21 protein-coding genes are annotated in these 24,157 nt (G+C 73.6%); 12 read left to right on the top strand and 9 right to left on the bottom strand.

Annotated elements, in window-relative coordinates:
* Window positions 1-120 precede the first annotated feature (120 nt).
* Entirely contained in the window at window positions 121-597 is a 477-nt protein-coding gene (locus EES43_RS21020; RefSeq protein ID WP_124270141.1) for a MarR family winged helix-turn-helix transcriptional regulator, read from the top strand.
* Window positions 598-687: 90 nt separating this feature from the next.
* Here the strand turns inward: EES43_RS21020 and EES43_RS21015 are convergent, their stop codons facing one another.
* A complete protein-coding gene (locus EES43_RS21015) occupies window positions 688-2,136 on the bottom strand; it encodes a sensor histidine kinase (RefSeq protein ID WP_124270140.1) in 1,449 nt (482 codons plus the stop codon).
* Window positions 2,133-2,795 carry a response regulator transcription factor gene (locus EES43_RS21010; protein ID WP_124270139.1) on the bottom strand — a complete coding sequence of 221 codons (663 nt, stop codon included), beginning with the start codon at window positions 2,793-2,795 and terminating at the stop codon, window positions 2,133-2,135. Before EES43_RS21010 ends, EES43_RS21015 begins: the two co-directional genes overlap by 4 nt.
* 116 nt (window positions 2,796-2,911) lie before the next feature.
* On the opposite strand from EES43_RS21010, the gene EES43_RS21005 reads away from it, so the two are divergent.
* On the top strand, window positions 2,912-3,619 hold the full coding sequence (locus EES43_RS21005) for a PepSY domain-containing protein (protein ID WP_124270138.1): 708 nt from the start codon (window positions 2,912-2,914) through the stop codon (window positions 3,617-3,619).
* 61 nt (window positions 3,620-3,680) lie between these two features.
* On the opposite strand, the gene meaB is transcribed toward EES43_RS21005, so the two are convergent.
* Both meaB and EES43_RS20995 read right to left on the bottom strand, forming a co-directional pair.
* Window positions 3,681-4,649 (bottom strand): methylmalonyl Co-A mutase-associated GTPase MeaB, encoded by a 969-nt coding sequence (gene meaB, locus EES43_RS21000; protein ID WP_206430094.1) that lies wholly within the window; start codon window positions 4,647-4,649, stop codon window positions 3,681-3,683.
* A gap of 52 nt (window positions 4,650-4,701) precedes the next feature.
* Window positions 4,702-5,913 carry an acetyl-CoA C-acetyltransferase gene (locus EES43_RS20995; RefSeq protein ID WP_124270136.1) on the bottom strand — a complete coding sequence of 404 codons (1,212 nt, stop codon included), beginning with the start codon at window positions 5,911-5,913 and terminating at the stop codon, window positions 4,702-4,704.
* 134 nt (window positions 5,914-6,047) lie between these two features.
* Between EES43_RS20995 and mce the strand changes: the two genes are divergently transcribed.
* The 7 genes from mce to EES43_RS20960 all read left to right on the top strand — a co-directional run bounded on the left by mce (window position 6,048) and on the right by EES43_RS20960 (window position 15,711).
* Window positions 6,048-6,476, top strand: coding sequence for a methylmalonyl-CoA epimerase (gene mce, locus EES43_RS20990; RefSeq protein WP_124270135.1), 429 nt, complete (start codon window positions 6,048-6,050; stop codon window positions 6,474-6,476).
* Window positions 6,477-6,677: 201 nt separating this feature from the next.
* Window positions 6,678-10,541 (top strand): polarized growth protein Scy, encoded by a 3,864-nt coding sequence (gene scy / locus EES43_RS20985; RefSeq protein WP_124270134.1) that lies wholly within the window; start codon window positions 6,678-6,680, stop codon window positions 10,539-10,541.
* A 183-nt stretch (window positions 10,542-10,724) separates the two neighbouring features.
* Window positions 10,725-11,663 carry a coiled-coil domain-containing protein gene (locus EES43_RS20980; RefSeq protein ID WP_124270133.1) on the top strand — a complete coding sequence of 313 codons (939 nt, stop codon included), beginning with the start codon at window positions 10,725-10,727 and terminating at the stop codon, window positions 11,661-11,663.
* A 90-nt stretch (window positions 11,664-11,753) separates the two neighbouring features.
* On the top strand, window positions 11,754-12,773 hold the full coding sequence (locus EES43_RS20975; RefSeq protein ID WP_124270132.1) for an ATP-binding cassette domain-containing protein: 1,020 nt from the start codon (window positions 11,754-11,756) through the stop codon (window positions 12,771-12,773).
* A gap of 5 nt (window positions 12,774-12,778) precedes the next feature.
* Window positions 12,779-13,558 carry an ABC transporter permease gene (locus EES43_RS20970; RefSeq protein ID WP_124270131.1) on the top strand — a complete coding sequence of 260 codons (780 nt, stop codon included), beginning with the start codon at window positions 12,779-12,781 and terminating at the stop codon, window positions 13,556-13,558.
* 126 nt (window positions 13,559-13,684) lie between these two features.
* A complete protein-coding gene (locus EES43_RS20965; RefSeq protein ID WP_124270130.1) occupies window positions 13,685-14,860 on the top strand; it encodes an ABC transporter ATP-binding protein in 1,176 nt (391 codons plus the stop codon).
* A complete protein-coding gene (locus EES43_RS20960) occupies window positions 14,857-15,711 on the top strand; it encodes an ABC-2 transporter permease (protein WP_124270129.1) in 855 nt (284 codons plus the stop codon). The genes EES43_RS20965 and EES43_RS20960 overlap by 4 nt, the downstream gene beginning before the upstream one ends.
* A 24-nt stretch (window positions 15,712-15,735) precedes the next feature.
* On the opposite strand, the gene EES43_RS20955 is transcribed toward EES43_RS20960, so the two are convergent.
* Complete coding sequence (locus EES43_RS20955) at window positions 15,736-16,065, bottom strand: ATP/GTP-binding protein (protein ID WP_124270128.1); 330 nt, start codon at window positions 16,063-16,065, stop codon at window positions 15,736-15,738.
* A gap of 240 nt (window positions 16,066-16,305) precedes the next feature.
* Here EES43_RS20955 and EES43_RS20950 point away from each other — a divergent pair, with 240 nt between their 5' ends.
* Window positions 16,306-17,355, top strand: a complete 1,050-nt coding sequence (locus EES43_RS20950; RefSeq protein WP_124270127.1) for an LLM class flavin-dependent oxidoreductase — start codon at window positions 16,306-16,308, stop codon at window positions 17,353-17,355.
* 97 nt (window positions 17,356-17,452) lie between these two features.
* Here the strand turns inward: EES43_RS20950 and EES43_RS20945 are convergent, their stop codons facing one another.
* Window positions 17,453-17,845 (bottom strand): SCO5389 family protein, encoded by a 393-nt coding sequence (locus EES43_RS20945; protein WP_111338219.1) that lies wholly within the window; start codon window positions 17,843-17,845, stop codon window positions 17,453-17,455.
* A 272-nt stretch (window positions 17,846-18,117) separates the two neighbouring features.
* Between EES43_RS20945 and nucS the strand changes: the two genes are divergently transcribed.
* Window positions 18,118-18,789, top strand: coding sequence for an endonuclease NucS (gene nucS, locus EES43_RS20940; protein WP_124270126.1), 672 nt, complete (start codon window positions 18,118-18,120; stop codon window positions 18,787-18,789).
* Between the two features lie 98 nt (window positions 18,790-18,887).
* Here the strand turns inward: nucS and EES43_RS20935 are convergent, their stop codons facing one another.
* The 3 genes from EES43_RS20935 to EES43_RS20925 all read right to left on the bottom strand — a co-directional run bounded on the left by EES43_RS20935 (window position 18,888) and on the right by EES43_RS20925 (window position 23,170).
* Entirely contained in the window at window positions 18,888-21,386 is a 2,499-nt protein-coding gene (locus tag EES43_RS20935; RefSeq protein WP_124270125.1) for an ATP-binding protein, read from the bottom strand.
* A 391-nt stretch (window positions 21,387-21,777) separates the two neighbouring features.
* Complete coding sequence (locus EES43_RS20930) at window positions 21,778-22,101, bottom strand: STAS domain-containing protein (protein WP_124270124.1); 324 nt, start codon at window positions 22,099-22,101, stop codon at window positions 21,778-21,780.
* A 220-nt stretch (window positions 22,102-22,321) separates the two neighbouring features.
* Entirely contained in the window at window positions 22,322-23,170 is an 849-nt protein-coding gene (locus tag EES43_RS20925; RefSeq protein WP_124270123.1) for a 3-hydroxyacyl-CoA dehydrogenase family protein, read from the bottom strand.
* A gap of 263 nt (window positions 23,171-23,433) precedes the next feature.
* On the opposite strand from EES43_RS20925, the gene EES43_RS20920 reads away from it, so the two are divergent.
* Window positions 23,434-24,006 carry a cob(I)yrinic acid a,c-diamide adenosyltransferase gene (locus EES43_RS20920; RefSeq protein WP_124270122.1) on the top strand — a complete coding sequence of 191 codons (573 nt, stop codon included), beginning with the start codon at window positions 23,434-23,436 and terminating at the stop codon, window positions 24,004-24,006.
* Window positions 24,007-24,157: the final 151 nt, after the last annotated feature.

The following is a 24,157-nucleotide window of genomic DNA, read 5'->3' as shown; positions in this document are numbered from 1 at the left end:
GCCTGCGCCCAACTGTCGGCCCCCGGAACCGGGTCGGCCGGATCACCGGCATGCCGGGGGTGCCGGTCGTCACACCTCTTACTTTCGTCCGGCTTTCAACTTCTTAGGTAGAATCCATATATGGAGACCGAGACGGCCACCCGCTGGCTGAGCGACACGGAGCAGTCCGCCTGGCGCACCCACCTGGACGTCAGCAGGCTGCTGACGCACCAACTGGAGAAGGACCTCCAGCCGTTCGGCCTGACCATGAACGACTACGAGATCCTGGTCAACCTCTCCGAGTCGGACGACCAGCGGATGCGGATGAGCGACCTCGCCGCCGCCACCCTGCAGTCCAAGAGCCGGCTCTCGCACCAGATCACCCGCATGGAGACGGCCGGCCTGGTCCGGCGCATCAACTGCGAGTCCGACCGCCGGGGGCTGTACGCGGTCCTGACCGAGCTGGGCTCGGAGACCATGCGCGAGGTCGCCCCGCACCACGTCGAGTCGGTGCGCAGGCACTTCATGGACCTGCTGTCGCCGGAGGCGCTGACCGAGCTGCACGCGGCCCTCACCCCGATCGCCGAGCACCTGCGCGGCAGGCGCGGCAAGCTGTAGGACGCGCGGCGGGCGGGCCGGTCCCGCCCGCCGGGCCGGAACGGTCGGCGGTACGGCTCGGCGGTAGAGGCCAGCGGTGCGGGTCGCCGGTCAGCCGGACCGGGGCAGCCACAGCCGGAAGGCCGCGCCGCCCTCCGTCGCCCGGTGCACCGTCAGCGTCCCGCCGTGGCGGGACGCCACGTCCCGGGCGATGGCGAGGCCGAGACCCGCGCCGCCGTCGTCCCTGCTCCGGGCGTCGTCGAGCCGGACGAACCGCTCGAAGATCCGTTCGCGCTCGTCCTCCGGGACGCCCGCGCCGTCGTCGCGGACCTCCACGCACACACCGCCGGCCTCCGCCGCGATGGAGACGGCGACCAGGCTCTCGGCGTGCCGCTCGGCGTTGTCCAGCAGGTTGCCGATCACCCGGGCCAGCTGCCCGCGCGATCCGCTGACCTCGAACGCCGCGTCCTCGGGTGCCCGGACCGCCACCGCGATCCGGTCGCCGGTCCGCTGGGAGACCTCCTCGCGGACCAGCGCGCCCAGCTCCAGCACCGTGCTCTGCGGCTTCTCCCCGGCGTCCAGCCGGGCCAGCAGCAGCAGGTCCGCCGCCAGCACCTGGAGCCGTACGGTGTCGGCGACCGCGCCCGGCACGTCCAGCAGCTCCGGGTGGGCGGCCGCCACCTCCAACTGGGTGCGGAGCGAGGCGATCGGGCTGCGCAGCTCGTGCGAGGCGTCCGCGACGAACCGCCGCTGCCGCTCCACGGACGCCTCCAGGACCGTCAGCGTCTCGTTCGTCGTCCGGGCCAGCCGGGCGATCTCGTCGCGCGAGGCGGGTTCCGGCACCCGGCGGGCCAGATCCTCCGACGCGGTGATCGCCGCCATCTCGCTGCGGATGCCCTCCACCGGCCGCAGCGCGCGCCGGGTCACCAGCCAGGTCACCCCGGCGACGACGGCCAGCATCGGCAGCAGCCCGGCCAGCATGGCGCCGCGCACCGTGTTCACCGTCTCCCGCTCGTCGGTGAGGGGCGCGCCCGCGTACACGGTCAGCGTCACCCCGGTGGACGTGGTGGCCTCGACGGCGGCGAACCGGTAGTCGGCCTTCCGGCCGTCGACGGTGGCGGAGCCCTCGGAGATCTCCGGATCGTCGCCCGCGACCTCTCCCCGGCCGGGCCGGCCGCCGTCGTCCTGACCGTCCCCGTCCCCGTCATCGTCGTCGCCCGGCGGCGCGGTCGCGCCCGCCGAGGCCGACGGGACCGGGGTGACGCCCGGCGCACCCGCGCCGGTGATCGCCGTCAGGCCCGGGGAGACGGCCACCACCCGGCCCTCCTCGTCGGTCACCTGGACCGGGTGGTCCTCCTCGTCGTCCAGGTCCAGCGCGTCGTACGGGGTGTCCAGCGCGAGCTGCCCGGCCACCTCGCGCGCCGCCACCTCGGCCTGGAGGTCGGCCTGGCCGATCAGGTTGGCGCGCAGGACGAGGAGCAGGGCGATCCCGGCCGCCGCCAGGGCGACGGCGACGACGAGCGTGGCGCCGAGGGTGGCCTGGGCCCGTACGGACCTCACAGGGCCTCCAGCCGGTAGCCGGCGCCGCGCACCGTGCGGATGGTGGCCGCGCCGAGCTTGCGGCGCAGGGTGGAGATGTAGACCTCGACGATGTTCGGGTCGCCGTCGTAGGCGAAGTCCCAGACGTGCTCCAGGATGTCGGCCTTGCTGACCACCTCGCCCGCGCGCAGGGCGAGCTGTTCCAGCACCGCGAACTCCTTGGCGGTCAGCGCGTACTCCTCCTCGCCCCGGTGCACCCGGCGGGCGGCGGTGTCGACGCGCAGGCCGCCGACGTGCAGGACGGGCGCGCCGGTGCCCGATCCGCGGCGGCGCAGCAGGGCGCGGACGCGGGCGACGAGGACGACGTAGCTGAAGGGCTTCGTCAGGTAGTCGTCGGCGCCGGTGTCGAGCCCCTCGGCCTCGTCGTACTCCCCGTCCTTGGCGGTCAGCATGAGGATGGGCACCTCGTGCCCGGCCGCCCGCAGCGCGGCGCAGACCCGGTAGCCGTTCATGCCGGGCAGCATGATGTCGAGGACCACCAGGTCGTAGCCGCCCTCGCCCGCCCGGTGCAGCCCTTCCAGGCCGTCGTGCACGACGTCCACGGCGAAGCCCTCGGCGGTCAGTCCCCGGGCGAGGGACACCGCGAGTCGCTTCTCGTCCTCCACGATCAACAGGCGCATGCGCACAGCGTCCCAAACTCCACCTGAAGACGCCTTCAGGCGGCTTCAGGCTGCGTTCAGCAACGCCCCGGCAGTGTGGATCCCGTCGAACAGCAACCGCCCTCGGGAGGAACCCCATGAAGCGCAACATCACCATCGCCACCGTGACCGCGGCCGTCCTCATCGGCGGCACGGCCGCCTCCACCGTGGCCTTCGCGGGTGACGACAGGGACCGTACGTCCGCCAGGAGCGCGAGCGCCGACGTGCCGGCGCGGGTCTCCGGCGGCGAGGACCGGGCGGTGAAGGACTCGGCCGCGGTCGCCCCGGGGACCGGGGTGCCGCTCGACCAGGCGCTGGCCGCCGCGCTGCGGAGCGTCCCGGGCACGGCGACCGGGGCGGAGCTGGACGACGACGATGACGACGGCGGCCGTGCCGTCTGGAAGTTCGAGGTCTACGGCTCCGACAAGGTCTGGCACGACGTGGTCGTCGACGCCGGCAGCGGCGAGGTCGTGCCCGACCGCGACGGCGACGACCGCGACGACGACCGGGACCGCGGTGCGCCCCGCTCGGCCGCCGTCTCGCTGAACGACGCCCGGGACGCGGCGCTGAAGAGCGCGCCGGGCAGCGTCACGTCGATCGACCTGGACGACGATGACGACGACGGCCGCCAGGACGGCGTCCTGCGCTGGGACGTCGACATCGCGGGCAAGGACGGCAGCCGGCACGAGCTGCGGGTCGACGCGCAGACCGGCGCGGTCACCGCGGACCGGGACGACGACCGGGACGACCGGGACGACCGTGCGGACGACCGGCACGACGACCGCGACGACCGCGACGACCGCTGACGCACGGCCGGACTCCGCGTCCGGGGCGGCCCGCACACCGCCCCGGGCGCGCCTCCCGCGCTCAGGCGCCCGCGGTGAGCCCCGCGACCAGTTCGTCGGCCGCCGCGTACGGGTCGAGGCGGCCGGCGACGATGCGGTCGGCCAGGGCCGCCAGCCGGCGGTCGCCGCGCAGGTCGGCGATCCTCTCGCGGAGCGCGGTGACCGCGATCGTCTCCACCTCGCGGGCGGCGCGGGCGGCGCGCCGCTCGGCCAGGACGCCGTGCTCCTCCATCCAGGCGCGGTGCTTCTCCAGGGCCTCGACCACCTCGTCGGTGCCCTGGCCGCGCGCGGCGACCGTCTTCACGATCGGCGGTCGCCAGTCGCCGGGCCCGCGGGACTCCCCCAGGCCCAGCATGTGGTTCAGCTCGCGGGCGGTGGCGTCCGCGCCGTCCCGGTCGGCCTTGTTCACCACGTACACGTCGCCGATCTCCAGGATTCCGGCCTTGGCCGCCTGGATGCCGTCGCCCATGCCGGGGGCGAGCAGCACGACGGAGGTGTCCGCCTGCGAGGCGATCTCCACCTCGGACTGGCCGACCCCGACCGTCTCGACGAGGATCACGTCGCAGCCCGCCGCGTCCAGCACCCGGATCGCCTGCGGAGCCGACCAGGCGAGGCCGCCCAGATGGCCGCGGGTGGCCATGGAGCGGATGTAGACGCCCGGGTCGGACGCGTGGTCCGACATCCGCACCCGGTCGCCGAGCAGCGCCCCGCCGGAGAACGGCGAGGACGGGTCGACGGCGAGCACGCCGACCCGCTTGTCCGCCCGGCGGTAGGCGCTGACCAGCGCCGAGGTCGAGGTGGACTTGCCGACGCCGGGCGAACCGGTCAGCCCCACCACGTAGGCGTGGCCGGCCAGCGGCGCCAGCGCGGCCATCACCTCGCGCAGGTGCGGGGACGCCCCCTCCACCAGTGAGATCAGCCGGGCCACCGCGCGCGGCCTGCCTGCTCGCGCCTGCTCGACCAGCGTGGGGACGTCCACGTCCACGTTCACCGCTCCGTTCGCCTCGCCCCCGGTGCCCGGGGGCCTCGTACCCGTACGGGTGTTACTTGCCCGGAACCGGAACGCGGATGATCAGCGCGTCGCCCTGACCGCCGCCGCCGCACAGGGCCGCCGCGCCGGTGCCGCCGCCCCGCCGCTTCAGCTCCAGCGCCAGGTGCAGGACGAGGCGGGCGCCGGACATGCCGATCGGGTGGCCGAGCGCGATCGCGCCGCCGTTGACGTTGACCTTGTCCGGGGTGACGCCGAGGTCCTTCATGGACTGGACGGCGACGGCCGCGAACGCCTCGTTGATCTCGATCAGGTCGAGGTCGCCGACGCTCAGGCCGTCCTTCTCCAGCGCGTGCCGGATGGCGTTCGAGGGCTGCGACTGGAGGGAGTTGTCGGGGCCGGCGACGTTTCCGTGGGCGCCGATCTCGGCGATCCAGTCGAGGCCCAGCTCCTCGGCCTTCGCCCGGCTCATGACGACGACCGCGGCGGCGCCGTCGGAGATCTGCGAGGAGGTGCCCGCGGTGATCGTGCCGTCCTTGGTGAAGGCGGGCCGCAGCTTGGCGAGCGACTCGACGGTCGTCTCGGGCCGGATGCCCTCGTCCTCCGCGAACAGGACGGGCTCGCCCTTGCGCTGCGGGATCTCGACCGGGGCGATCTCGGCCTCGAAGACGCCGTTCTTCTGCGCGGCGGCGGCGCGCTGGTGCGAGAGGGCGCCGATCTCGTCCTGGGCGGCGCGGTCCAGGCCCAGCCGGGAGTTGTGCTTCTCGGTGGACTCGCCCATCGGGATGTTCTCGTAGGCGTCGGTGAGGCCGTCGTGCGCCATCGAGTCGAGCATCTGGATCGCGCCGTACTTGTAGCCCTCGCGGGACTTGGGCAGCAGGTGCGGGGCGTTGGTCATCGACTCCTGGCCGCCGGCCACCACGATGTCGAACTCACCGGCGCGGATGAGCTGGTCGGCCAGCGCGATGGCGTCGAGACCGGAGAGGCACACCTTGTTGACGGTCAGCGCCGGGACGTTCATCGGGATGCCGGCCTTGACGGCTGCCTGCCGGGCGGGGATCTGGCCCGCGCCGGCCTGGAGCACCTGGCCCATGATCACGTACTGGACCTGGTCCCCGCTGACGCCCGCCCGCTCCAGGGCGGCCTTGATCGCGACGCCGCCGAGGTCGGCGCCGGAGAAGCCCTTCAGGGCACCGAGCAGACGGCCCATGGGCGTCCGCGCGCCCGCGACGATCACTGACGTGGTGGTACCGGTCGTTCCTGGCATGGCCGCGGCCCCTTGGGATCGGATGTGAACGAGGGTTCACCTGAATGTACTGAGCGGTACCGCGCCCGTCATCCGGCAGCCGGTGTGACGGCGCGCACGTTGCGTAACCAGAGCGGTGGCGCTGCACTGGAGCCATGCTGACGCGAATCGACCACATCGGGATCGCCTGTTTCGACCTGGACAGGACCGTCGACTTCTACCGTGCCACGTACGGGTTCGAGGTGTTCCACACCGAGATCAACGAGGAGCAGGGCGTCCGGGAGGCGATGCTCAAGATCAACGACACCTCCGACGGCGGCGCGTCGTACCTCCAGCTGCTGGAGCCGACCCGGGAGGACTCGGCCGTCGGCAAGTGGCTGGCGAAGAACGGCGAGGGCGTGCACCACATCGCCTTCGGCACCGCGGACGTGGACGGGGACGCCGCGGACATCCGCGACAAGGGCGTGCGGGTGCTGTACGACGAGCCGAGGACGGGGTCGATGGGGTCCCGGATCACCTTCCTGCACCCGAAGGACTGCCACGGCGTCCTCACCGAACTCGTCACGTCCCGGGCGGAGCACTGACCACCGGATACCCGGCCCGGTAGAGTGGGCGGTTCCGGGCCGGGGCCGGGTCGGGGCCGTACCGCGTCCTCGTCGTTCGTCTGTCACCATTCCCCGGGGGACCGCTCGTCGGCGAGCGGTACTCGTGCGGAGTTACGACCAGGGTTGGGGTCTCCCCTGCTCGAACGACGTTGAGAGCTCGGGGAAGGATGGGACCGCGCAGTGCGGGGCTACGAACGCCAGGAGAGCCACCGAGCTGAAGACGACCATCTCTCGCGGTTCGAAGCCGAGATGGACCGGCTGAGGACCGACCGGGAGAAGGCCGTCCAGCACGCCGAGGACCTCGGTTACCAGGTCGAGGTCTTGCGTGCCAAGCTGCACGAGGCCCGGCGCAATCTCGCGACCCGCCCGTCCTACGACAACGGGGACCTCGGCTACCAGGCCGAGCAGATGGTGCGCAACGCCCAGGCCCAGGCCGAGCAGATGCGCGCCGACGCCGAGCGCGAGCTGCGCGAGGCGCGGGCCCAGACCCAGCGCATCCTCCAGGAGCACGCCGAGCACCAGGCGCGCCTCCAGGCCGAGTTGCACGCCGAGGCGGTCCAGCGCAGGCAGCGGCTCGACCAGGAGCTCGCCGAGCGCAGGCAGACCGTCGAGTCCCACGTCAACGAGAACGTCGCCTGGGCCGAGCAGTTGCGCGCCCGCACCGAGTCGCAGGCCCGCCGGCTGCTCGACGAGTCGCGCGCCGAGGCCGAGCAGTCCCTGGCCGCCGCCCGCGGCGAGGCGGCCCGGCTGGCCGAGGAGACCCGCCGGCGGGTGGGCGCCGACGCGGAGGCGGCCCGGTCCGACGCCGAGGCGATCCTGCTGCGCGCCCGCCGGGACGCCGAGCGCCTGCTCAACGCCGCCTCCACCCAGGCGCAGGAGGCCGCCGGCCACGCCGAGCAACTGCGCTCCAGCACCACCGCCGAGACCGAACAGGCCCGTCGGCAGACGGCCGAGCTGAACCGGTCGGCCGAACAGCGCCTGGCGGAGGCCGAGACCCGGCTGCGCGAGGCCCGGCTGGAGGCCGAGAAGGTCCTCTCCGAGGCGAAGGACGCCGCCGCCAAGCGGCTGGCCGCCGCCGAGTCGCAGAACGAGCAGCGCACCCGGACGGCCAGGTCGGAGATCGCCCGGCTGGTCGGCGAGGCGACCAAGAGCGCCGAATCGCTCAAGGAGGAGGCCGAGCGGGCGCTCGTCGACGCCCGGGCCGAGGCCGAACGGCTGGTCGCCGAGGCGGCCGAGAAGGCCCGTACGGCCGCCGCCGAGGACGCCGCCGCCCAGCTGGCGAAGGCGGCCCGCAGCGCCGAGGAGGTGCTGACCAAGGCGTCCGAGGACGCCCGGTCGACGACGAAGGCCGCGAGCGAGGAGGCCGAGCGGATCCGCCGCGAGGCGGAGGCCGAGGCGGACCGGCTGCGCGGCGAGGCCGCCGAGCAGGCCGACGAGCTCAAGGGCGCGGCCAAGGACGACACCAAGGAGTACCGGGCCAAGACGGTCGAGCTCCAGGAGGAGGCCCGCCGGCTGCGCGGCGAGGCCGAGCAGCTGCGGTCCGAGGCGGTCGCCGAGGGCGAGCGGATCCGGGGCGAGGCCCGGCGCGAGGCCGTCCAGCAGCTGGAGGAGGGCGCCCGTACGGCGGAGGAGCTGCTGACCGAGGCGCGCTCCGACGCGGAGGAGCTGCGCACCTCGGCCGCCGCCGAGAGCGAGCGCGTCCGCGCCGAGGCGGCCGAGCGCGCCGCGGCCCTGCGCAAGCAGGCCGAGGAGACGCTGGAGCGCGGCCGCGCCGAGGCGGAGAAGCTGCGCGCCGAGGCCGAGGAGCAGGCGGAGGCGGCCACGGCCGCCGCCGAGCGGGCGGCCGGTGAGCTGCGCGAGGAGACCGAGCGCGCCGTCGCCGCCCGGCAGACCGAGGCCGCCGACGAGCTGGCGCGGCTGCACGGCGAGGCCGAGACGCGGCTCGCCGCGGCCGAGGAGGCGCTGGGCGAGGCCCGCACGGAGGCGGAGCGGCTGCGCCGCGAGGCGAACGAGGAGACGGAGCGGCTGCGCACGGAGGCCGCGGAGCGGCTGCGCGCCCTCACCGAGCAGGCCGAGGCGGAGGCGGAGCGGCTGCGCGACGAGGCCGCCGCCGACGCCTCGCGGTCGCGGGCCGAGGGCGAGAACATCGCCGTACGGCTGCGCGGCGAGGCCGCGGCCGAGGCGGAACGACTCAGGACCGAGGCGCAGGAGAGCGCCGACCGGGTGCGGGCCGAGGCGGCGTCCGCCGCCGAGCGGGTCGCCGCCGAGGCCGCCGAGGCGCTGGACGCCGCCCAGGAGGAGGCGTCCCGGCGCCGCCGGGAGGCGGAGGAGATCCTCGGCGCCGCCCGGACCGAGGCGGAGCAGGAGCGCGAGCGGGCCCGCGAGCAGAGCGAGGAGCTGCTGGCCTCCGCCCGCAAGCGGGTGGAGGAGGCGCAGGCCGAGGCGGTGCGGCTCGTCGAGGAGGCGGAGACGCGGGCGGCCGAGCTGGTCGCGGCGGCCGAGCAGAACGCCCAGCAGGTGCGGGACTCCGTCTCCGGGCTGCGGGAGCAGGCCGAGGAGGAGATCGCCGGGCTGCGCTCGACCGCCGAGCACGCGGCGGAGCGCGTCCGCACCGAGGCGCAGGCGGAGGCGGACCGGGTCCGGGCCGACGCTCACGCGGAGCGTGAGCGGGCCGCCGAGGACGCGGGCCGCATCCACCGGGTGGCGAACGAGGAGGCCGAGGCCGCGAAGGCGCTGGCCGAGCGGACGGTGTCCGAGGCGATCGCCGAGTCCGAGCGGCTGCGCGCGGACACCTCGGAGTACAGCCAGCGGATGCGTACGGAGGCGTCCGACGCGCTGGCGTCGGCCGAGCAGGACGCGTCCCGCGCCCGCGCCGAGGCCCGCCAGGACGCGAACCGCATCCGTTCGGAGGCAGCGGCCCAGTCGGACCGGCTGATCGGCGAGTCGACGACCGAGAGCGAGCGCATCCGCGCCGAGGCGGCCCAGGCGTCCGAGCAGCTCGTCGTCGAGGCGACCGCGGAGGCCAACCGGCGTCGTACGGACGCCAACGAGCAGGCGGACCGGCTGCTCACCGAGGCGCGCGAGGAGTCGGAGCGGCTGGGCGCGGAGGCGGCCGAGGCGCTCGGCTCCGCCCAGGAGCACGCCGCGCGCACGGGCGAGGAGGCCGAACGGCTGCGCGCGGAGGCGGAGTCGGCGGCCGAGGAGCTGCGCGCCGGGGCCCGCCAGGAGGCGGACCGGTTGCTGGACGAGGCGCGCGAGGCGGCGGCCAAGCGCCGTGCGGACGCGGCCGAGCAGGCGGACCAGCTCATCAACAAGGCGCGGGAGGAGGCGCTCCGTACGGCCACCGAGGCGGAGGGCCAGGCCGACACGATGGTCGGCGCGGCCCGCAAGGAGGCCGTGCGGATCACGTCGGAGGCGACCGTGGAGGGCAACGGCCTGGTGGAGCGGGCCCGTGCCGACGCGGACGAGCTGCTGGTCGGCGCGCGGCGCGACGCGACCGCGATCCGGGAGCGGGCCGAGGAGCTGCGGTCCCGCCTGGAGAGCGAGATCGAGGAGCTGCACGAGCGGGCCCGGCGGGAGACCTCGGAGCAGATGAAGACCGCGGGCGAGCGGGTCGACAACCTGATGAAGGCGGCGACCGAGCAGCGCGACGAGGCCGAGGCGAAGGCCAAGGAGCTGCTGGCGGAGGCGAACTCGGAGGCGAGCAAGGTCCGGATCGCGGCGGTGAAGCGGGCGGAGTCGCTGCTGAAGGAGGCCGAGGCCAAGAAGGCCGGGCTGATCCGCGAGGCGGAGAAGCTGCGGGCCGACGCGGAGGCCGAGGCCAAGAAGACGGTCGAGGAGGGCCGCCGCGAGCTGGACGTCCTGGTGCGCCGCCGCAAGGACATCAACACCGAGATCTCCCGGGTCCAGGACGTGCTGGAGGCGCTGGAGTCCTTCGAGTCTCCGGCCGGGGGCGGGAAGACGGCCGGTGGTGGCTCCTCGTCAGGTGTCAAGGCCACAGCCGCGGCCGGCACCCGTTCGGGTGGCAAGTCGTCCGAGAGGTAGCGAGTTCGCCGTGCACCGTGCTTTGTCATGGACTTTCAACCCTGCGAGTGGCAAGCGCTCCGGGGGGCCGCCACTCAAAAGGGGTGTCATTCTCCAGATCAATCCGACATCTGCACGCTGACACGCCGCTGTGGCCCCTAGGATTCCCCTATCACCTCACCGGTCTCATTCGACAGGAACCCCATGAGCGACCCTTCCTCCCCCTTCGGCTTCGAGCTCGTGCGACGTGGCTACGACCGCGGTCAGGTGGACGACCGCCTCACCAAGCTCGTAGCCGACCGTGACAGTGCTCTGGCCCGCATCACCTCCCTGGAAAAGCGCATCGAGGAGCTGCACCTCGAAACGCAGAACGCCCAGGCCCAGGTCAGCGACGCCGAGCCGTCGTACGCCGGGCTCGGCGCGCGCGTCGAGAAGATCCTCCGCCTCGCCGAGGAGGAGGCCAAGGACCTGCGCGAGGAGGCCCGCCGCGCCGCCGAGCAGCACCGCGAGCTGGCCGAGTCGGCCGCCCAGCAGGTGCGCAACGACGCCGAGTCGTTCGCCGCCGAGCGCAAGGCGAAGGCCGAGGACGAGGGCGTCCGCATCGTCGAGAAGGCCAAGGGCGAGGCGACCACGCTGCGCACCGAGGCGCAGAAGGACGCGCAGCAGAAGCGCGAGGAGGCGGACGCCCTCTTCGAGGAGACCCGCGCCAAGGCCGCCCAGGCCGCGGCGGACTTCGAGACGAACCTGGCCAAGCGGCGCGAGCAGTCGGAGCGCGACCTCGCGTCCCGTCAGGCGAAGGCCGAGAAGCGCCTCGCCGAGATCGAGCACCGTGCCGAGCAGCTCCGCCTGGAGGCCGAGAAGCTGCGGACCGACGCCGAGCGCCGGGCCCGCCAGACGGTGGAGACCGCGCAGCGCCAGGCCGAGGACATCGTGGCCGACGCGAACGCCAAGGCCGACCGGATCCGCAGCGAGTCGGAGCGCGAGCTGGCGGCGCTCACCAACCGCCGCGACTCGATCAACGCCCAGCTGACCAACGTCCGCGAGATGCTGGCGACGCTGACCGGCGCCGCCGTGGCCGCCGCCGGCTCCCCGGTGGACGACGAGCCCGCCTCGCGCGGTGTTCCGGCCCAGCAGACCCGCTGAGCCCTGAGCAGCACGACGGCTGCGAGTCCAGCGCGCCCGGCGCCGCCCCTTGTGGTGGCGGCGGGCGCGTGGCCGTTCTAGCGTGAGCGCATGATCGAGCTTGACGGACTGACCAAGCGATTCGGCCGCAAACTCGCCGTCGACCAGTTGTCCTGCCAGGTCAGACCGGGAATGGTGACCGGTTTCCTGGGCCCGAACGGGGCGGGCAAGTCCACCACCATGCGCATGATGCTCGATCTGGACAATCCCACCGGCGGAACGGTCCGCATCGACGGCAGGCGCTACCGCGACCTGCGCGAACCCCTGAAGTACATCGGCGCGCTGCTGGACGCGAAGGCCATGCACGGCGGGCGCAGCGCGTACGACAACCTGCTCTGCCTGGCCCAGAGCAACCGCATCCCCAGGAGCCGGGTCGACGAGGTGCTGGACACCGTGGGGCTCAGCGCGGTGGCGCGGAAGAAGTCCAAGGGCTTCTCCCTCGGCATGGGCCAGCGGCTCGGCATCGCCTCCGCGCTGCTGGGCAATCCCGAGATCCTGATGTTCGACGAGCCCGTCAACGGTCTGGACCCCGAGGGCATCCACTGGATCCGCAATCTGATGAAGACCCTCGCGGCCGAGGGCCGGACCATTTTCGTCTCCTCCCATCTGATGAGCGAAATGGCGCTGACCGCCGACCACTTGATCGTGATCGGCCAGGGCAGGCTGCTCGCCGACACGTCCATGGCCGACTTCATCCACGCCAACTCCCGCAGTTTCGTGCGGATGCGCTCCCCGCAGCAGGAGCGGCTGCGCGACGTACTGCACGAGGAGGGCGTGGCGGCCGTCGCGACGGAGGACGGCGCGCTGGAGATCGACGGCGCCGACGCCGCCGTCCTCGGCGAGCTGGCGGCCCGCCACCAGTTGGTCCTGCATGAGCTGAGCCCCCAACGGGCCTCCCTGGAGGACGCGTTCATGCAGATGACCGCCGGCTCCGTCGAGTACCACGCCCACTCCGGACCGGCCGAGGAGCCGCCCGCGCCGCCGACGCGGCAGCCGCCGCCGGGGGGACGGCCGGGCTGGGGCGAGGGCTGGAACCGGGACCACCGCGGCTCTGACGGCAAGGGGGTGTGACGACGATGGCATCGGTACCCGCGGTCCTCGCCTCCGAATGGACCAAGGTCCGCTCGGTCTCCTCGACCGTCTGGACCCTCATCTCCGCGTTCGCCGTCACGGTGGCGATGGGCGCGGCGCTCAGCGCCCTGTTCAACGCCCAGTTCGACAATCTCTCCGAGGCCGAGCGCGCCACCTTCGACCCGACGTTCGTCAGCTTCTCCGGGACGATCCTCGGCCAGCTCGCCATGGTCGTCTTCGGGGTGCTGGTGGTCGGCACGGAGTACAGCTCCGGCATGATCCGCACCTCGCTGGCCGCCGTACCGCAGCGCGGCACGTTCCTCTTCAGCAAGATCACGGTGGCCGGGGCGCTGGCGCTCGTCGTCGGCCTGCTCACCAGTTTCGTCTCGTTCTTCCTCGGCCAGGCGCTGCTCGGCGACCGGGGCACCGACCTCGGCGCGCAGAACGTCCTGCGCGCGGTGGTCGGCGGCGGGCTCTACATGGGGCTGATCGCGGTCTTCTCCATGGGGGTGGCGGCGATGCTGCGCAGCTCCATGCTGTCGCTCGGCATCCTGATGCCGTTCTTCTTCCTGGTCTCGCGGATCCTCGCCTCGGTTCCGGTGGCCAAGACCGTCGCCCGGTACTTCCCCGACCAGGCGGGCTCGAAGATCATGCAGGTGGTGCCCGACGCCCTGAACAGCAGTCCGGCGCCCTACGGACCGTGGGGCGGGATCGGGATCATGGTCCTGTGGGTGGTGGCCGCGCTGCTCGGCGGCTACCTCGTCCTGCGCCACCGGGACGCGTGAGGGCGCCTCGCCCTCCACGAGGAACTTGGCCGGAACCGTGAGCGCCTGGTTATCCTCCACTCTTACGGGGGTGTGCGGTCCGATGGCCCGAACCCCGACGACGGAGTGAGTCGATGGGGCTGGAGAATGATCGAGGCAGTCGGCCTGACCAAGCGCTACGGCGCGAAGACGGCCGTGGACGACCTTTCCTTCCAGGTGCGGCCGGGGGCCGTCACCGGCTTTCTCGGTCCCAACGGGTCGGGCAAGTCCACGACCATGCGCATGATCCTCGGACTCGACCGGCCGACGTCGGGCCGGGTCACGATCGGCGGCCACCCGTACCGCAGCCTGCCGAACGCGCCGCGCCAGGTGGGCGCGCTGCTGGACGCCAAGGCGGTGCACGGCGGCCGGACCGCCCGTAACCACCTGCTCTCGCTGGCGCAGCTGGCCGGCATCCCGGCCGCCCGGGTCGACGAGGTGCTGGGGGTCGTCGGGCTCCAGGAGGTCGCGGGCCGGCGCTCCAGCGGCTTCTCACTCGGCATGGGCCAGCGGCTCGGGATCGCCGCGGCGCTGCTCGGCGATCCGCAGGTGCTCCTCTTCGACGAGCCGGTCAACGGCCTCGACCCCGAGGGCATCCACTGGGTGCGCAACCTGATGAGGACACTGGCCGCCGAGGGCCGCACCGTGTTCGTCTCCTCCCATCTGATGAGCGAGATGGCCCTCACCGCGGACCACCTGATCGTGATCGGGCGCGGCCGGCTGCTCGCCGACATGAGCGTCACCGACTTCATCTCGGCGAACTCCGCGGACTTCGCCCGGGTCCGGGTGCCCGGCAACGGCGCGGCCGAGCGGGAGAAGCTGACGGCCTCGCTGATCGAGGCGGGCGGCCGGGTCATGTCGGAGCCGGACGGGGCCCTGCGGGTCACCGGCCTGCCACTGCGGAGGATCGCCGATCTGGCGCACGCCGGTGATGTCCGCCTGTGGGAGCTGTCGCCGCACCGGGCCTCGCTGGAGGAGGCGTACATGCGGATGACGCAGAGCGCCGTGGACTACCGGTCGACGGACGACGCCAAGGAAGGACTCGTGGAGCCGCCCCAGGACGGCCACGGGCCCCTCCCGGACGGGTACGGGGAGCCGCTGCCGCCGGAGCCGTCCCAGGACGGCTGGTACGCCCCGCCGCCGCCCGGCCGCGTCCCGCGCGCCACCTCGGCGCGGCCCGCGGCCGCACCGCCTTCCGCGGCTCCGCCCGCCACCGCTCCGGCTTCCACGGCTCCGGCTTCCACCGCTCCGGCCGGACAGCAGACCAGCGAGGACCCCCGATGACGACCCCGCACGCCCAGAAGGCCGTCCCGCCGCGGCCCGGACCCGTGGGAGGCTCGCCGGGCCCGTACGAGTCGCCGATCCCGATCAGACGGGCCACGCTCGGCGACGCGATCGTCTCGGAGTGGACGAAGATCCGTTCCGTGCGCTCCACGGTGTGGACGCTCGGCGTGCTGATCATCCTGATGGTGGGCGTGGGGCTGCTGACCTCGTTCACGATCAAGGCGACCGTGGCCGATCTGGGCCGCGAGCCGGTGATCAGCCTCGGCTTCTTCGGCGTCCTGCCGGGCTCGATCTGCGTGATCACCCTCGGCGTGCTGACCGTCTCCTCCGAGTACGGCACCGGCATGATCCGTACGACGCTGACGGCCTGTCCGAGCCGCGGCCGGGTGCTGACGGCGAAGGCGGTCGTCTTCTTCCTGCTGTCCTTCGTGATCACCACGGTGACGGCCGCGCTGGTGGCGGTGGCCCAGACCGCGATCCTGGACGGGGTTCCGGCGTCGGCCTCGCTGTGGCTGCGCACCACCGTCGGAGTCGGGCTCTACATCGCGACCCTGGGGCTGTTCTCGCTGGCGCTCGGCGCGATCGTCCGGCACTCGGCGGGGGCCATCACGGTCATGATCGCCGTGGTGCTGCTGCCGCTCGTCATGGCGCTGTTCATGTTCACCCAGAGCATGCGCGATGTGCAGCGCTTCCTCTTCGAGTACTCGATCCCCAACCAGCTCGGCGCGCTGTACGGCGCGGCGGTCACCGACTCCGGCCCGACGGGCTGGGAGCCGCTGTGGCTGATCCTCGGGACCACCGCGGTCGCCCTGCTCCTGGCCGGCGTCTCACTGGACCGGCGCGACGCCTGAGCCCCGGCTCCGGCCGCCCGCGGCTCAGTGGCGCGGGGCGTTCCTGGACCGCTGCACCCGGGTGGTGCGGCGGTCCTTGGCGTTCCAGCACGCCTTGTGCCAGTGCCTGCGGTCGTCGATCCCGCCGAACTCGGACCAGGCGACGAGGTGCGGGACGCCGGAGGGGATCTCCTGGTCGCATCCGGGGCAGCGGTACCGCTTGCCCTGGGCGCTCGCGCCGCTGACCGGGCGCACCGACCACTCCTCGCCCTGCCAGCTCTCCGTCGAGCCCCCGCCGCCGTACCGCGCCCCGACCGCGCCGGCACTGGTAGCAGGACTCTCGCCGCCACGGGGGCGGTTACGGCGCGGGGACACGGGACACCTCACGGGAGCGCGACGGCAGGTCCGTCCAGCTTAGGTCGTCGCCCGAGCCGCGTCGGCGAGCGGTGGCCGGTGCGTACGAAGCCGCGCCGCCGCCGTCCGCGACGGCGTGGAGCAGTGGGGTGAGTTAGCGGAAAATCGCAACAATTTCGTGGTGGACCGTGCCTTTGGCACGTGTCAGACGTTGTTGCCGGATGAGGGGGACACGCGCCGACCGCTAGGAGGCCATTGGCGATGCGCATCGGAACGTTCGTTCTGGCGGCCCAGTTCCCGGGACAGGGACCGGGCGAGGCCCTGCACCGGGCCGTCCGGTCCGCCGAGGCCGCCGAGGAGTGCGGTCTCGACTCGGTCTGGCTGGCGGAGCACCACTTCGTGCCGTACGGCGTCTGCCCGTCCGCCGCCACGCTCGCCGCCCTGCTGCTCGGCCGCACGCGCCGGATCCGGGTGGGCACCGCCGTCAGCGTGCTGCCCAACCACCACCCGGTGGCCCTCGGCGAGCAGGCCGCGCTGCTGCATCTGACCAGCGGCGGACGGTTCAGCCTCGGCGTGGGCCGGGGCGGTCCGTGGGTGGACCTGGAGGTGTTCGGCGGCGGCCTCGACGCGTACGAGAACGGCTTCCCCGAGGCGCTGGAGCTGCTGGTGGACTGGCTGCGGAAGCCGCGGGTCGCCGCCTCGGGCGAGCGGTACGGCTTCCGCGAGGTGGCGGTGGTGCCGCGCGCGGACGAGGTGCTGGTCGGGGCGGACGACGGGGCGGCGGGCGCTCCGGGGCCCGAGGTGGTCGTCGCGTGCACCTCGCCGAGGAGCGTGCGGCTGGCGGCGCTGCGGGCGCTGCCGATGCTGCTGGGCATGCACTGCGGCGACGAGGAGAAGGCGGAGATGGTCGCCCTGTGGCGGACGGCCGCCCGGGAGGCCGGTCATCCGTGGGAGGTGGTCGAGGGTGCCGCACATGTGTCCGCAGGGGTGGCCCAGATCGCGGACGGCCCCGGGGACGCTGCGGAGACGCTGGTGAAGACCATGCCCGGCTGGCTGCGCGAGGGCCTCGGCGCCCATGTGACGGTCGACGGCAGGCAGCGCGTGATGCGGGACCCCGTCGCGTACACGGAGCTGCTGTGCGGGCTGCATCCGGTGGGCCCGCCGCGGCTGGCCGCCGACCGTCTCGCGGCCACCGCCGAGCGGACCGGCATCACCCGCTTCGCCCTGCTGGTGGAGGGGTCGGGCGATCTGGCCGCGACCGAGGAGAACGTACGGCGGCTGGGCCAGGACGTCGTTCCGCTGCTCACCTGAGGCGCGTGGGCCGCGCATCCTCGTGGTGCCGTGGTGCGGGAGCTGCCGCCCCGGAGCCAGTCGCACCTCCTGCGGCCCGGAACGGCAGCGGAAGCGCTCAGCAGTCCCGGAGTTCGGGCGACTGGTTGAGCAACTGGCCCCTCACCGATGTGAACTTGGCCAGCCGGTCGTCGACCGAGGCGTCCAGTGGGAACACCGCCACCCGGTGGCAGTTCTGGAATGCGAGACGCACTCCGAAGTGCCGCTGCAACGCACCGCGGATCGCATCGCTCGCGAGCGCGCGCAGCAACTGACCACGTGCCTGCTCGTCCGGCGGCGGCGTCTGGTTGTCGGCGAACTGTCCGCCGTCGACCTTCAGCTGGGCCACCAGAGAGCTGATCATCTCCCATGCGTAGGGCAGGGAGGTCCGGACGCAGTCGACGAAGTCGGCTTCGTCGACCTCGCCTCGCTCGGCCTGTTCCAACAGAGCCGGTGAGACGTCGAGCGACATGGGTTCTCCTCTCGCGACCCCGGTCAGTGGGCCGGGGCCTTACGGGCAGGGAAGAAGGGACGACGACGCAGCGTGCACGGTCGGCGACCTCCTGCTTCCACGGTAAGCGCGCGGTCCGGGCCGCACCAGGCGATTGGGAACACAACCGGCCACTGTCGAAGGGGCGCAAAGAGGGGCAAGCCCGCGCGGCCGTTTCACGGGGAGAGCCGAGTGACGCCTGCGACGGATGGGGAATCGCGTCGAGCCCCCCTCGTCGAGTAGCGTTGCCGACCATGCGTCTCGTCATCGCCCGTTGCTCCGTCGACTACGCGGGCCGGCTCACAGCCCACCTGCCCTCCGCTCCCCGTCTGATCCTGGTGAAGGCGGACGGCAGCGTCTCGATCCACGCAGACGACCGGGCGTACAAGCCCCTCAACTGGATGTCGCCGCCGTGCACCCTGAAGGAGGGCGCCGACGGTGACGAAGGCGTCTGGACCGTGGTGAACAAGGCGGGCGAAAAACTGATCATCACGATGGAGGAGATCCTCCACGACTCGTCCTACGAGCTGGGCGTCGACCCGGGGCTCATCAAGGACGGTGTGGAGGCGCACCTCCAGGAACTGCTCGCCGACCGCATCGAGCTGCTGGGCGAGGGCCACACGCTGATCCGCCGCGAGTACCCGACCGCGATCGGCCCGGTGGACATCCTGTGCCGCGACGCGAACGGGGCGACGGTGGCCGTCGAGCTGAAGCGGCGCGGCGACATCGACGGCGTGGAGCAGCTGACCCGCTATCTGGAACTGCTCAACCGCGACCCGCATCTCGCCCCGGTCCGGGGCGTGTTCGCGGCGCAGGAGATCAAGCCGCAGGCCCGGGTGCTCGCGACGGATCGCGGCATCGGCTGCCTGGTCCTGGACTACAACGCGATGCGCGGCATCGAGGACGACAAGCTGCGCCTGTTCTGAAGCGGTCCGGAGCCGAGGCCGGGCGTCCCACCCACGAGGGGTGAGGCGCCCGGCTTCCGCATGTCGGCGCGTGCGCGTGGCGCAGAGCCTCCGCGGGCTCAGAGTGCCGCCACGGTCCCGTCGTCGGCCTCCGGCGTGCCGGCGGAGGTCTCCACCGGGCGGCTGGCGGTCGAGGAGCCTTCCGGGTCGCCGGGCTCGGAGGAGGGCGGGTCGGTCGGCGGGGTCGGCGGCGTCTCGGTGGGCGGGGTGGTCGGCGGCGTGGTGGGCGGCGTCGTCGGCGGCTTGGTCGGCCCGGTCGGCCGGTCCGAGGGGGTCGGGCCGGTGGAGGGCGGGTCCGTGGGTCCCTCGCTCGTCGGCCCGTCGGTCCCCGGCGAACTGCTCTCCGACGACGACGGATCCGGGGACGTGGAGCTGGAGCTGCTGGGGGCGGGCGATCCGGGTGTGCCGGGGACCAAGGACGACTCGGGGCCGGTCGGCCCGTCCTGCGAGGTGGAGCCGTCGGCCGGCTCGTCGGCGGTCGCGCCGTCGTCGCCCGCGTCCTCGGAAGCCGTCTGCTCCGTGGTGACGTTGCGGCTGTCCGGCTTCTCGCCGCCGGCGGTGACGCCGAGGGTGACGACCGTGCCGAGCGCGGCGATCAGGACCGCGCCCGCTCCGGCGGCGGCCAGGTTGCGCCGGGCCCCGCCGAGGACGGCGCGCGCACCGCCGGTCTTCCGCCCGGCCGGGGCGGGGAGCGGGGAGACCAGGGTGGCATCCTCCTCGGCCGCCCGGCGGACGAACGGCGACGGGCCGGGGAGCACGCCGGGCGGCGGGGCCGGCAGCTCCGTGCGTACGGTGCCGGGCTCGTCGCCCGCAGGCGTGCGGCCGGGCGGCACGAGGCCGCCGGAGCGGTCCGCCACCAGGGCCAGCGCGCGCCGCCCGGCCACCGCGCCGGGCTTGTCGGCGAGCGCGCCGCGCATCCCGATCGAGGTCTCCAGCTCGGTGCGGGCCCGGTCGAGATTGCCGGCGCAGAGCGCGAGGACGCCCAACTCGTGGTGGAAGTAGGCTTCTTCGGCGACCTCCCCGGCGATCCTGGCGGCCTCCTGGCCGGCCCTGAGGGCCTTCTCCCAGGCGCCCCAGTTCAGACCGGCGGCGAAGGCCGGGGCGGCGCTGCGGGCCAGCAGGACGGCGGCGCTGGCCTGTCCCGCCTCGTCGCCGGGCACCAACTGGGCCATGGCGGCGACGATCGCGTCGGCCTCGGCGGCTGCGCGCTGCGGGGTGACCGAGGGGTGGCCGGCCCACCAGGCGTAGTGCTGGGCGGCGGTACGGGCGTGGGCGGTGGCCTCGTCCCCGTAGCCGCCGGCCTCCAGCTGGGCCGGTACACCGGCGGCCAGGCGGTAGCGGGGGCCGACCGGGGAGAGCAGTCCGCAGCCCGCGAGTTCGCCGAGCGCGGCGTCCGCGTGGGTGTCCCCGACGAGCGCCGGGAGGTGGGCCTGGTGGGGCACCTCGCCGCCCAGGGCGACCGCGAAGCGCAGCGTCTCACGGGCCGCCTCGCTGAGCCGCGAGGCCAGCAGCACGGCGGGCGCCGCGCCCTCGCCCAGGCTCGGCAGGGGCACGTCCAGGGCTTCGGCGGTGAGCGCTTCGAGGGCGGGCGGAGCATCGTCGGGGCGCGGCTCGAAGCAGTCGTACTCGTCCGAGGCCGCGGGGTCGGTGGCGAGCCGGTCGCGCTGGCGCAGCAGGGAGCCGGCCTGGACGAAGCGGAGCGGCAGCCCCTCGGACTCGAACCAGAGGTCGCCCGCCCAGTTCCGCTCCACCTCGGTGAGGGGCCGCTCGACGACCTGCTGGAGCAGGTCCAGGGAGGCGCTGCGGCCGAGGCCCGCGAGCAGGACCTCCTCCAGGTGGGCGTCGACGCCTGCGGCGACCGCGTCGGGGGCGGTGCCGAGCAGGAAGGCGCACTCGGGCGTGGCTTCGAGGAGTTCGCCCAGGGCCGCGCCGCCGATCTCCAGGTCGTCGATGACGACCACGGCGCCGATGCCCCGGACGAGCGCGAGAAGCACCTCGGGGTCGGGGCGGTGGAGCGGGGCGCGGTAGACCGCGTCGAAGAGGCCGTACATCAGGTCGGCGGCGGTCCGCTTGTGGCCGTTGAGGCGGACGACGCCGTCGGGGGCCAGGCCCGCGCAGTCGGCGGCGACGGCGTCCAGCAGCGCGGTGCGGCCGGAGCCGGCCTGACCGGTGAGGCGGACGCTGCGGCCCCGGCCCAGCAGGGCGACGAGCCGTTCGCGCTCGTCCTGGCGTTCCAGCAGGGGCGGTTGCGGTGCGGGCGGGCCGGGCGGGACCGGCGGGGCCCCGGCCCGCTCGTGGTCGGCGCGCTCGGCCGGGGTGCGGCGGACGGGCGCGTCGGGCCGGGAGCCCGGCGGGCACGCCTCCACCTCGCTGCCGTCGACCGGATTGACCGTCAGGAGCAGGTCGCCGGCGGTGATCTGGACGACGCGGACCTGCTGCGGCGTCTGCTGGCCGAAGTCCGCCCCGGACTCGCGGGACGACCGTCTGCGGCCGGAGTCACCGCCGAGCCGGTCATGGCCCTGCCCGTGCTCTTCCGGTCCCCGGTGTGTCGGGTCCATCGCCAAGTCCCCCAGACGCGTCGCGCGGTTGCCCCTTCCGGCCTCGCACGCCCTGCTGTCGCTTCCGGTCCGGTGTCCGCCATGGGTCGGGTGTTCCGGCGGAGATCCGAACCCTAGACCTTGGCACAGTATCCAGGAACCGGCGGGGTGGCGGGCCGTCCATGACGTCACGTTCCGGTGAGGATTGTGTGGCCTTGCGCCGGTGGGGCCCCCGGGGTCCGGCATGCTCGGAACGGGCGGCTCCGGAGCCTTTCGTACGGTCCCGGGATGCGTACGGGGCCGGATCGCGGTGCTGGATTCGCAGGGTCCCGGAAGCCGGGAGTCCGGTGGCCCGCGCCGGGAGTCCGGGAGCCGGAGCGATGCCTGACCGGCGCGACGCCCCACCGCACCCCTAGACGCGCGGCAGGGACTCCGCGGCGATGCCGCCCTCGATGGCCAGGATGCGGTGCAGCCGGGTGGCCACCAGGAGGCGCTGCATCTGCGGCGGCACTCCGCGCAGCACCAGGCGGCGGCCGGCCCGGCCCGCTCTGCGGTGCGCGCCCATGATGACGCCGAGCCCGGTGGCGTCCCACGAGTCCAGCTCGGTGAGGTTCAGCACGAGGTCGCCGGTCCCGTCGTCGACGGCCGAGTGCAGGACCGTACGGGCGTCCGCCGCGCTTCGGACGTCGAGGCGGCCCCCGACGACCAGCTCGGCGTGGTCGCCCCTGATATGCATATGCGCTCCCCGGTGGTGCTCCGTAGAGGTCGGTCTGTCTGTCCTGTCTCTGCCACACTGACTGCCGCGACGACAGGGAAGTTGCCGTCTGTAAGCGAACAGATGCTGAATTCACTCGGTGGAGTGATCCCGGTTCGCCTGCGACCGGTCGCCGCCGGGTATGCTCCCCGGCCTCCCCGGCCCTGACGGGCGGCAGCTCGGCGGGCCGGGGCGGAGGCGGTCAGTACGTGTAGAAGCCCTGCCCGCTCTTGCGGCCGATGTCACCTGCGTCGACCATCCGGCGCATCAGCTCCGGGGCGGCGAACTTCTCGTCCTGCGACTCGGTGTAGATGTTGCCGGTGGCGTGCAGGAGGATGTCGACGCCGGTCAGGTCGGCGGTGGCGAGGGGGCCCATGGCGTGGCCGAAGCCGAGCTTGCAGGCGGTGTCGATGTCCTCGGCCGAGGCGACGCCCGACTCGTACAGCTTGGCCGCCTCGACGACGAGCGCCGAGATGAGCCGGGTGGTGACGAAGCCCGCCACATCCCGGTTGACGACGATGCAGGTCTTGCCGACGGACTCGGCGAACTCCCGTGCGGTGGCGAGGGTTTCGTCGCTGGTCTTGTAGCCCCGGACCAGCTCGCAGAGCTGCATCATCGGGACCGGCGAGAAGAAGTGCACGCCGACGACGCGCTCGGGGCGCTCGGTGACGGCCGCGATCTTGGTGATCGGGATGGCGGAGGTGTTGGACGCCAGCACGGTGTGCTCGCCGACGATTCCGTCGAGGGCGCGGAAGATCTCGTGCTTGACCTCCAGCTTCTCGAAGACCGCCTCCACGACGACGTCCGCGTCCGCCACCGCGTCGAGGTCGGTGGTCGTGGTGATGCGGCCGAGCGCGGCCTCGGCGTCGGCCGCCGCCAGCTTGCCCTTGGAGACGAACTTGTCGTACGAGGCGGTGATGCCGTCGCGACCGCGGGCGAGCGCGGCGTCGGTGACGTCGCGCAGCACGACGTCCCAGCCCGCCTGGGCGGAGACCTGGGCGATCCCGGACCCCATGAGTCCGGCTCCGATGACGGCGAGCTTCCTGGCCACGTTCGCACCCCTTGGTTTCTGTCCGCCTCTGCGGCGTTTCTCAACGGCGGTTCACATGCTCTCCGGCGGAGGTTAGTACCCGTGGGGGTCGCTGGGGCGGTGAAGAGATGCGCGTCACGTCTCGGATGACGGACATCACACCGCGAGGCGTCATTCGGCGGGACGGCGCGTCCAGTTGGGGGCGCGCCCGGCCTCGAGGGCCCCGGCCGTGACGGTGGGCACACGGGTCTCCCGGCGGGCCGCGGCGTAACTACGCTGACCCCATGGTCAATCTGACGCGCATCTACACCCGCACCGGCGACCGGGGCACCACGGCCCTCGGCGACATGAGCCGCACCGCCAAGACCGATCTGCGGATCTCCGCGTACGCCGACGCCAACGAGGCCAACGCCGTGATCGGCACGGCCGTCGCCCTGGGCGGGCTGCCGGAGGAGGTGGTGAAGGTCCTCGTCCGGGTCCAGAACGACCTGTTCGACGTGGGCGCCGACCTCTCCACGCCGGTCGTCGAGGACCCGAAGTATCCGCCGCTGCGGGTCGAGCAGTCCTACGTCGACAAGCTGGAGGCGGACTGCGACCGCTTCCTGGAGGAGCTGGAGAAGCTGCGCAGCTTCATCCTTCCGGGGGGTACGCCCGGCGCGGCCCTGCTCCACCACGCGTGCACCGTGGTCCGGCGGGCCGAGCGCTCGACCTGGGCGGCGCTGGAGGTGCACGGCGAGTCGATGAACGCCCTGACCGCCACCTATCTCAACCGCCTCTCGGACCTCCTGTTCATCCTCGCGCGGAGCGCAAACAAGGAGGTCGGAGACGTGCTGTGGGTGCCGGGCGGCGAGCGCTGACCCGTTACGGAAGCGCCCCGGGGCCTTCCCGGGGCGCGGCCGTCGGGCGGTGGCCACCGCGGGCTACCGGTCGGCGGTCTCCCGGTCGGCCGGGCTCCCGGTCGGCGGTCTCCCGGTCGGCCGGGCTCCCGGTCGGCGGTCTCCCGGTCGG

The sequence above is a fragment of the Streptomyces sp. ADI96-02 genome (assembly GCF_003846185.1).
Lineage (GTDB): Bacteria > Actinomycetota > Actinomycetes > Streptomycetales > Streptomycetaceae > Streptomyces.
Note: the sequence above shows the minus strand (reverse complement) of the source record. Positions and strands in the feature narration are given on the sequence as shown.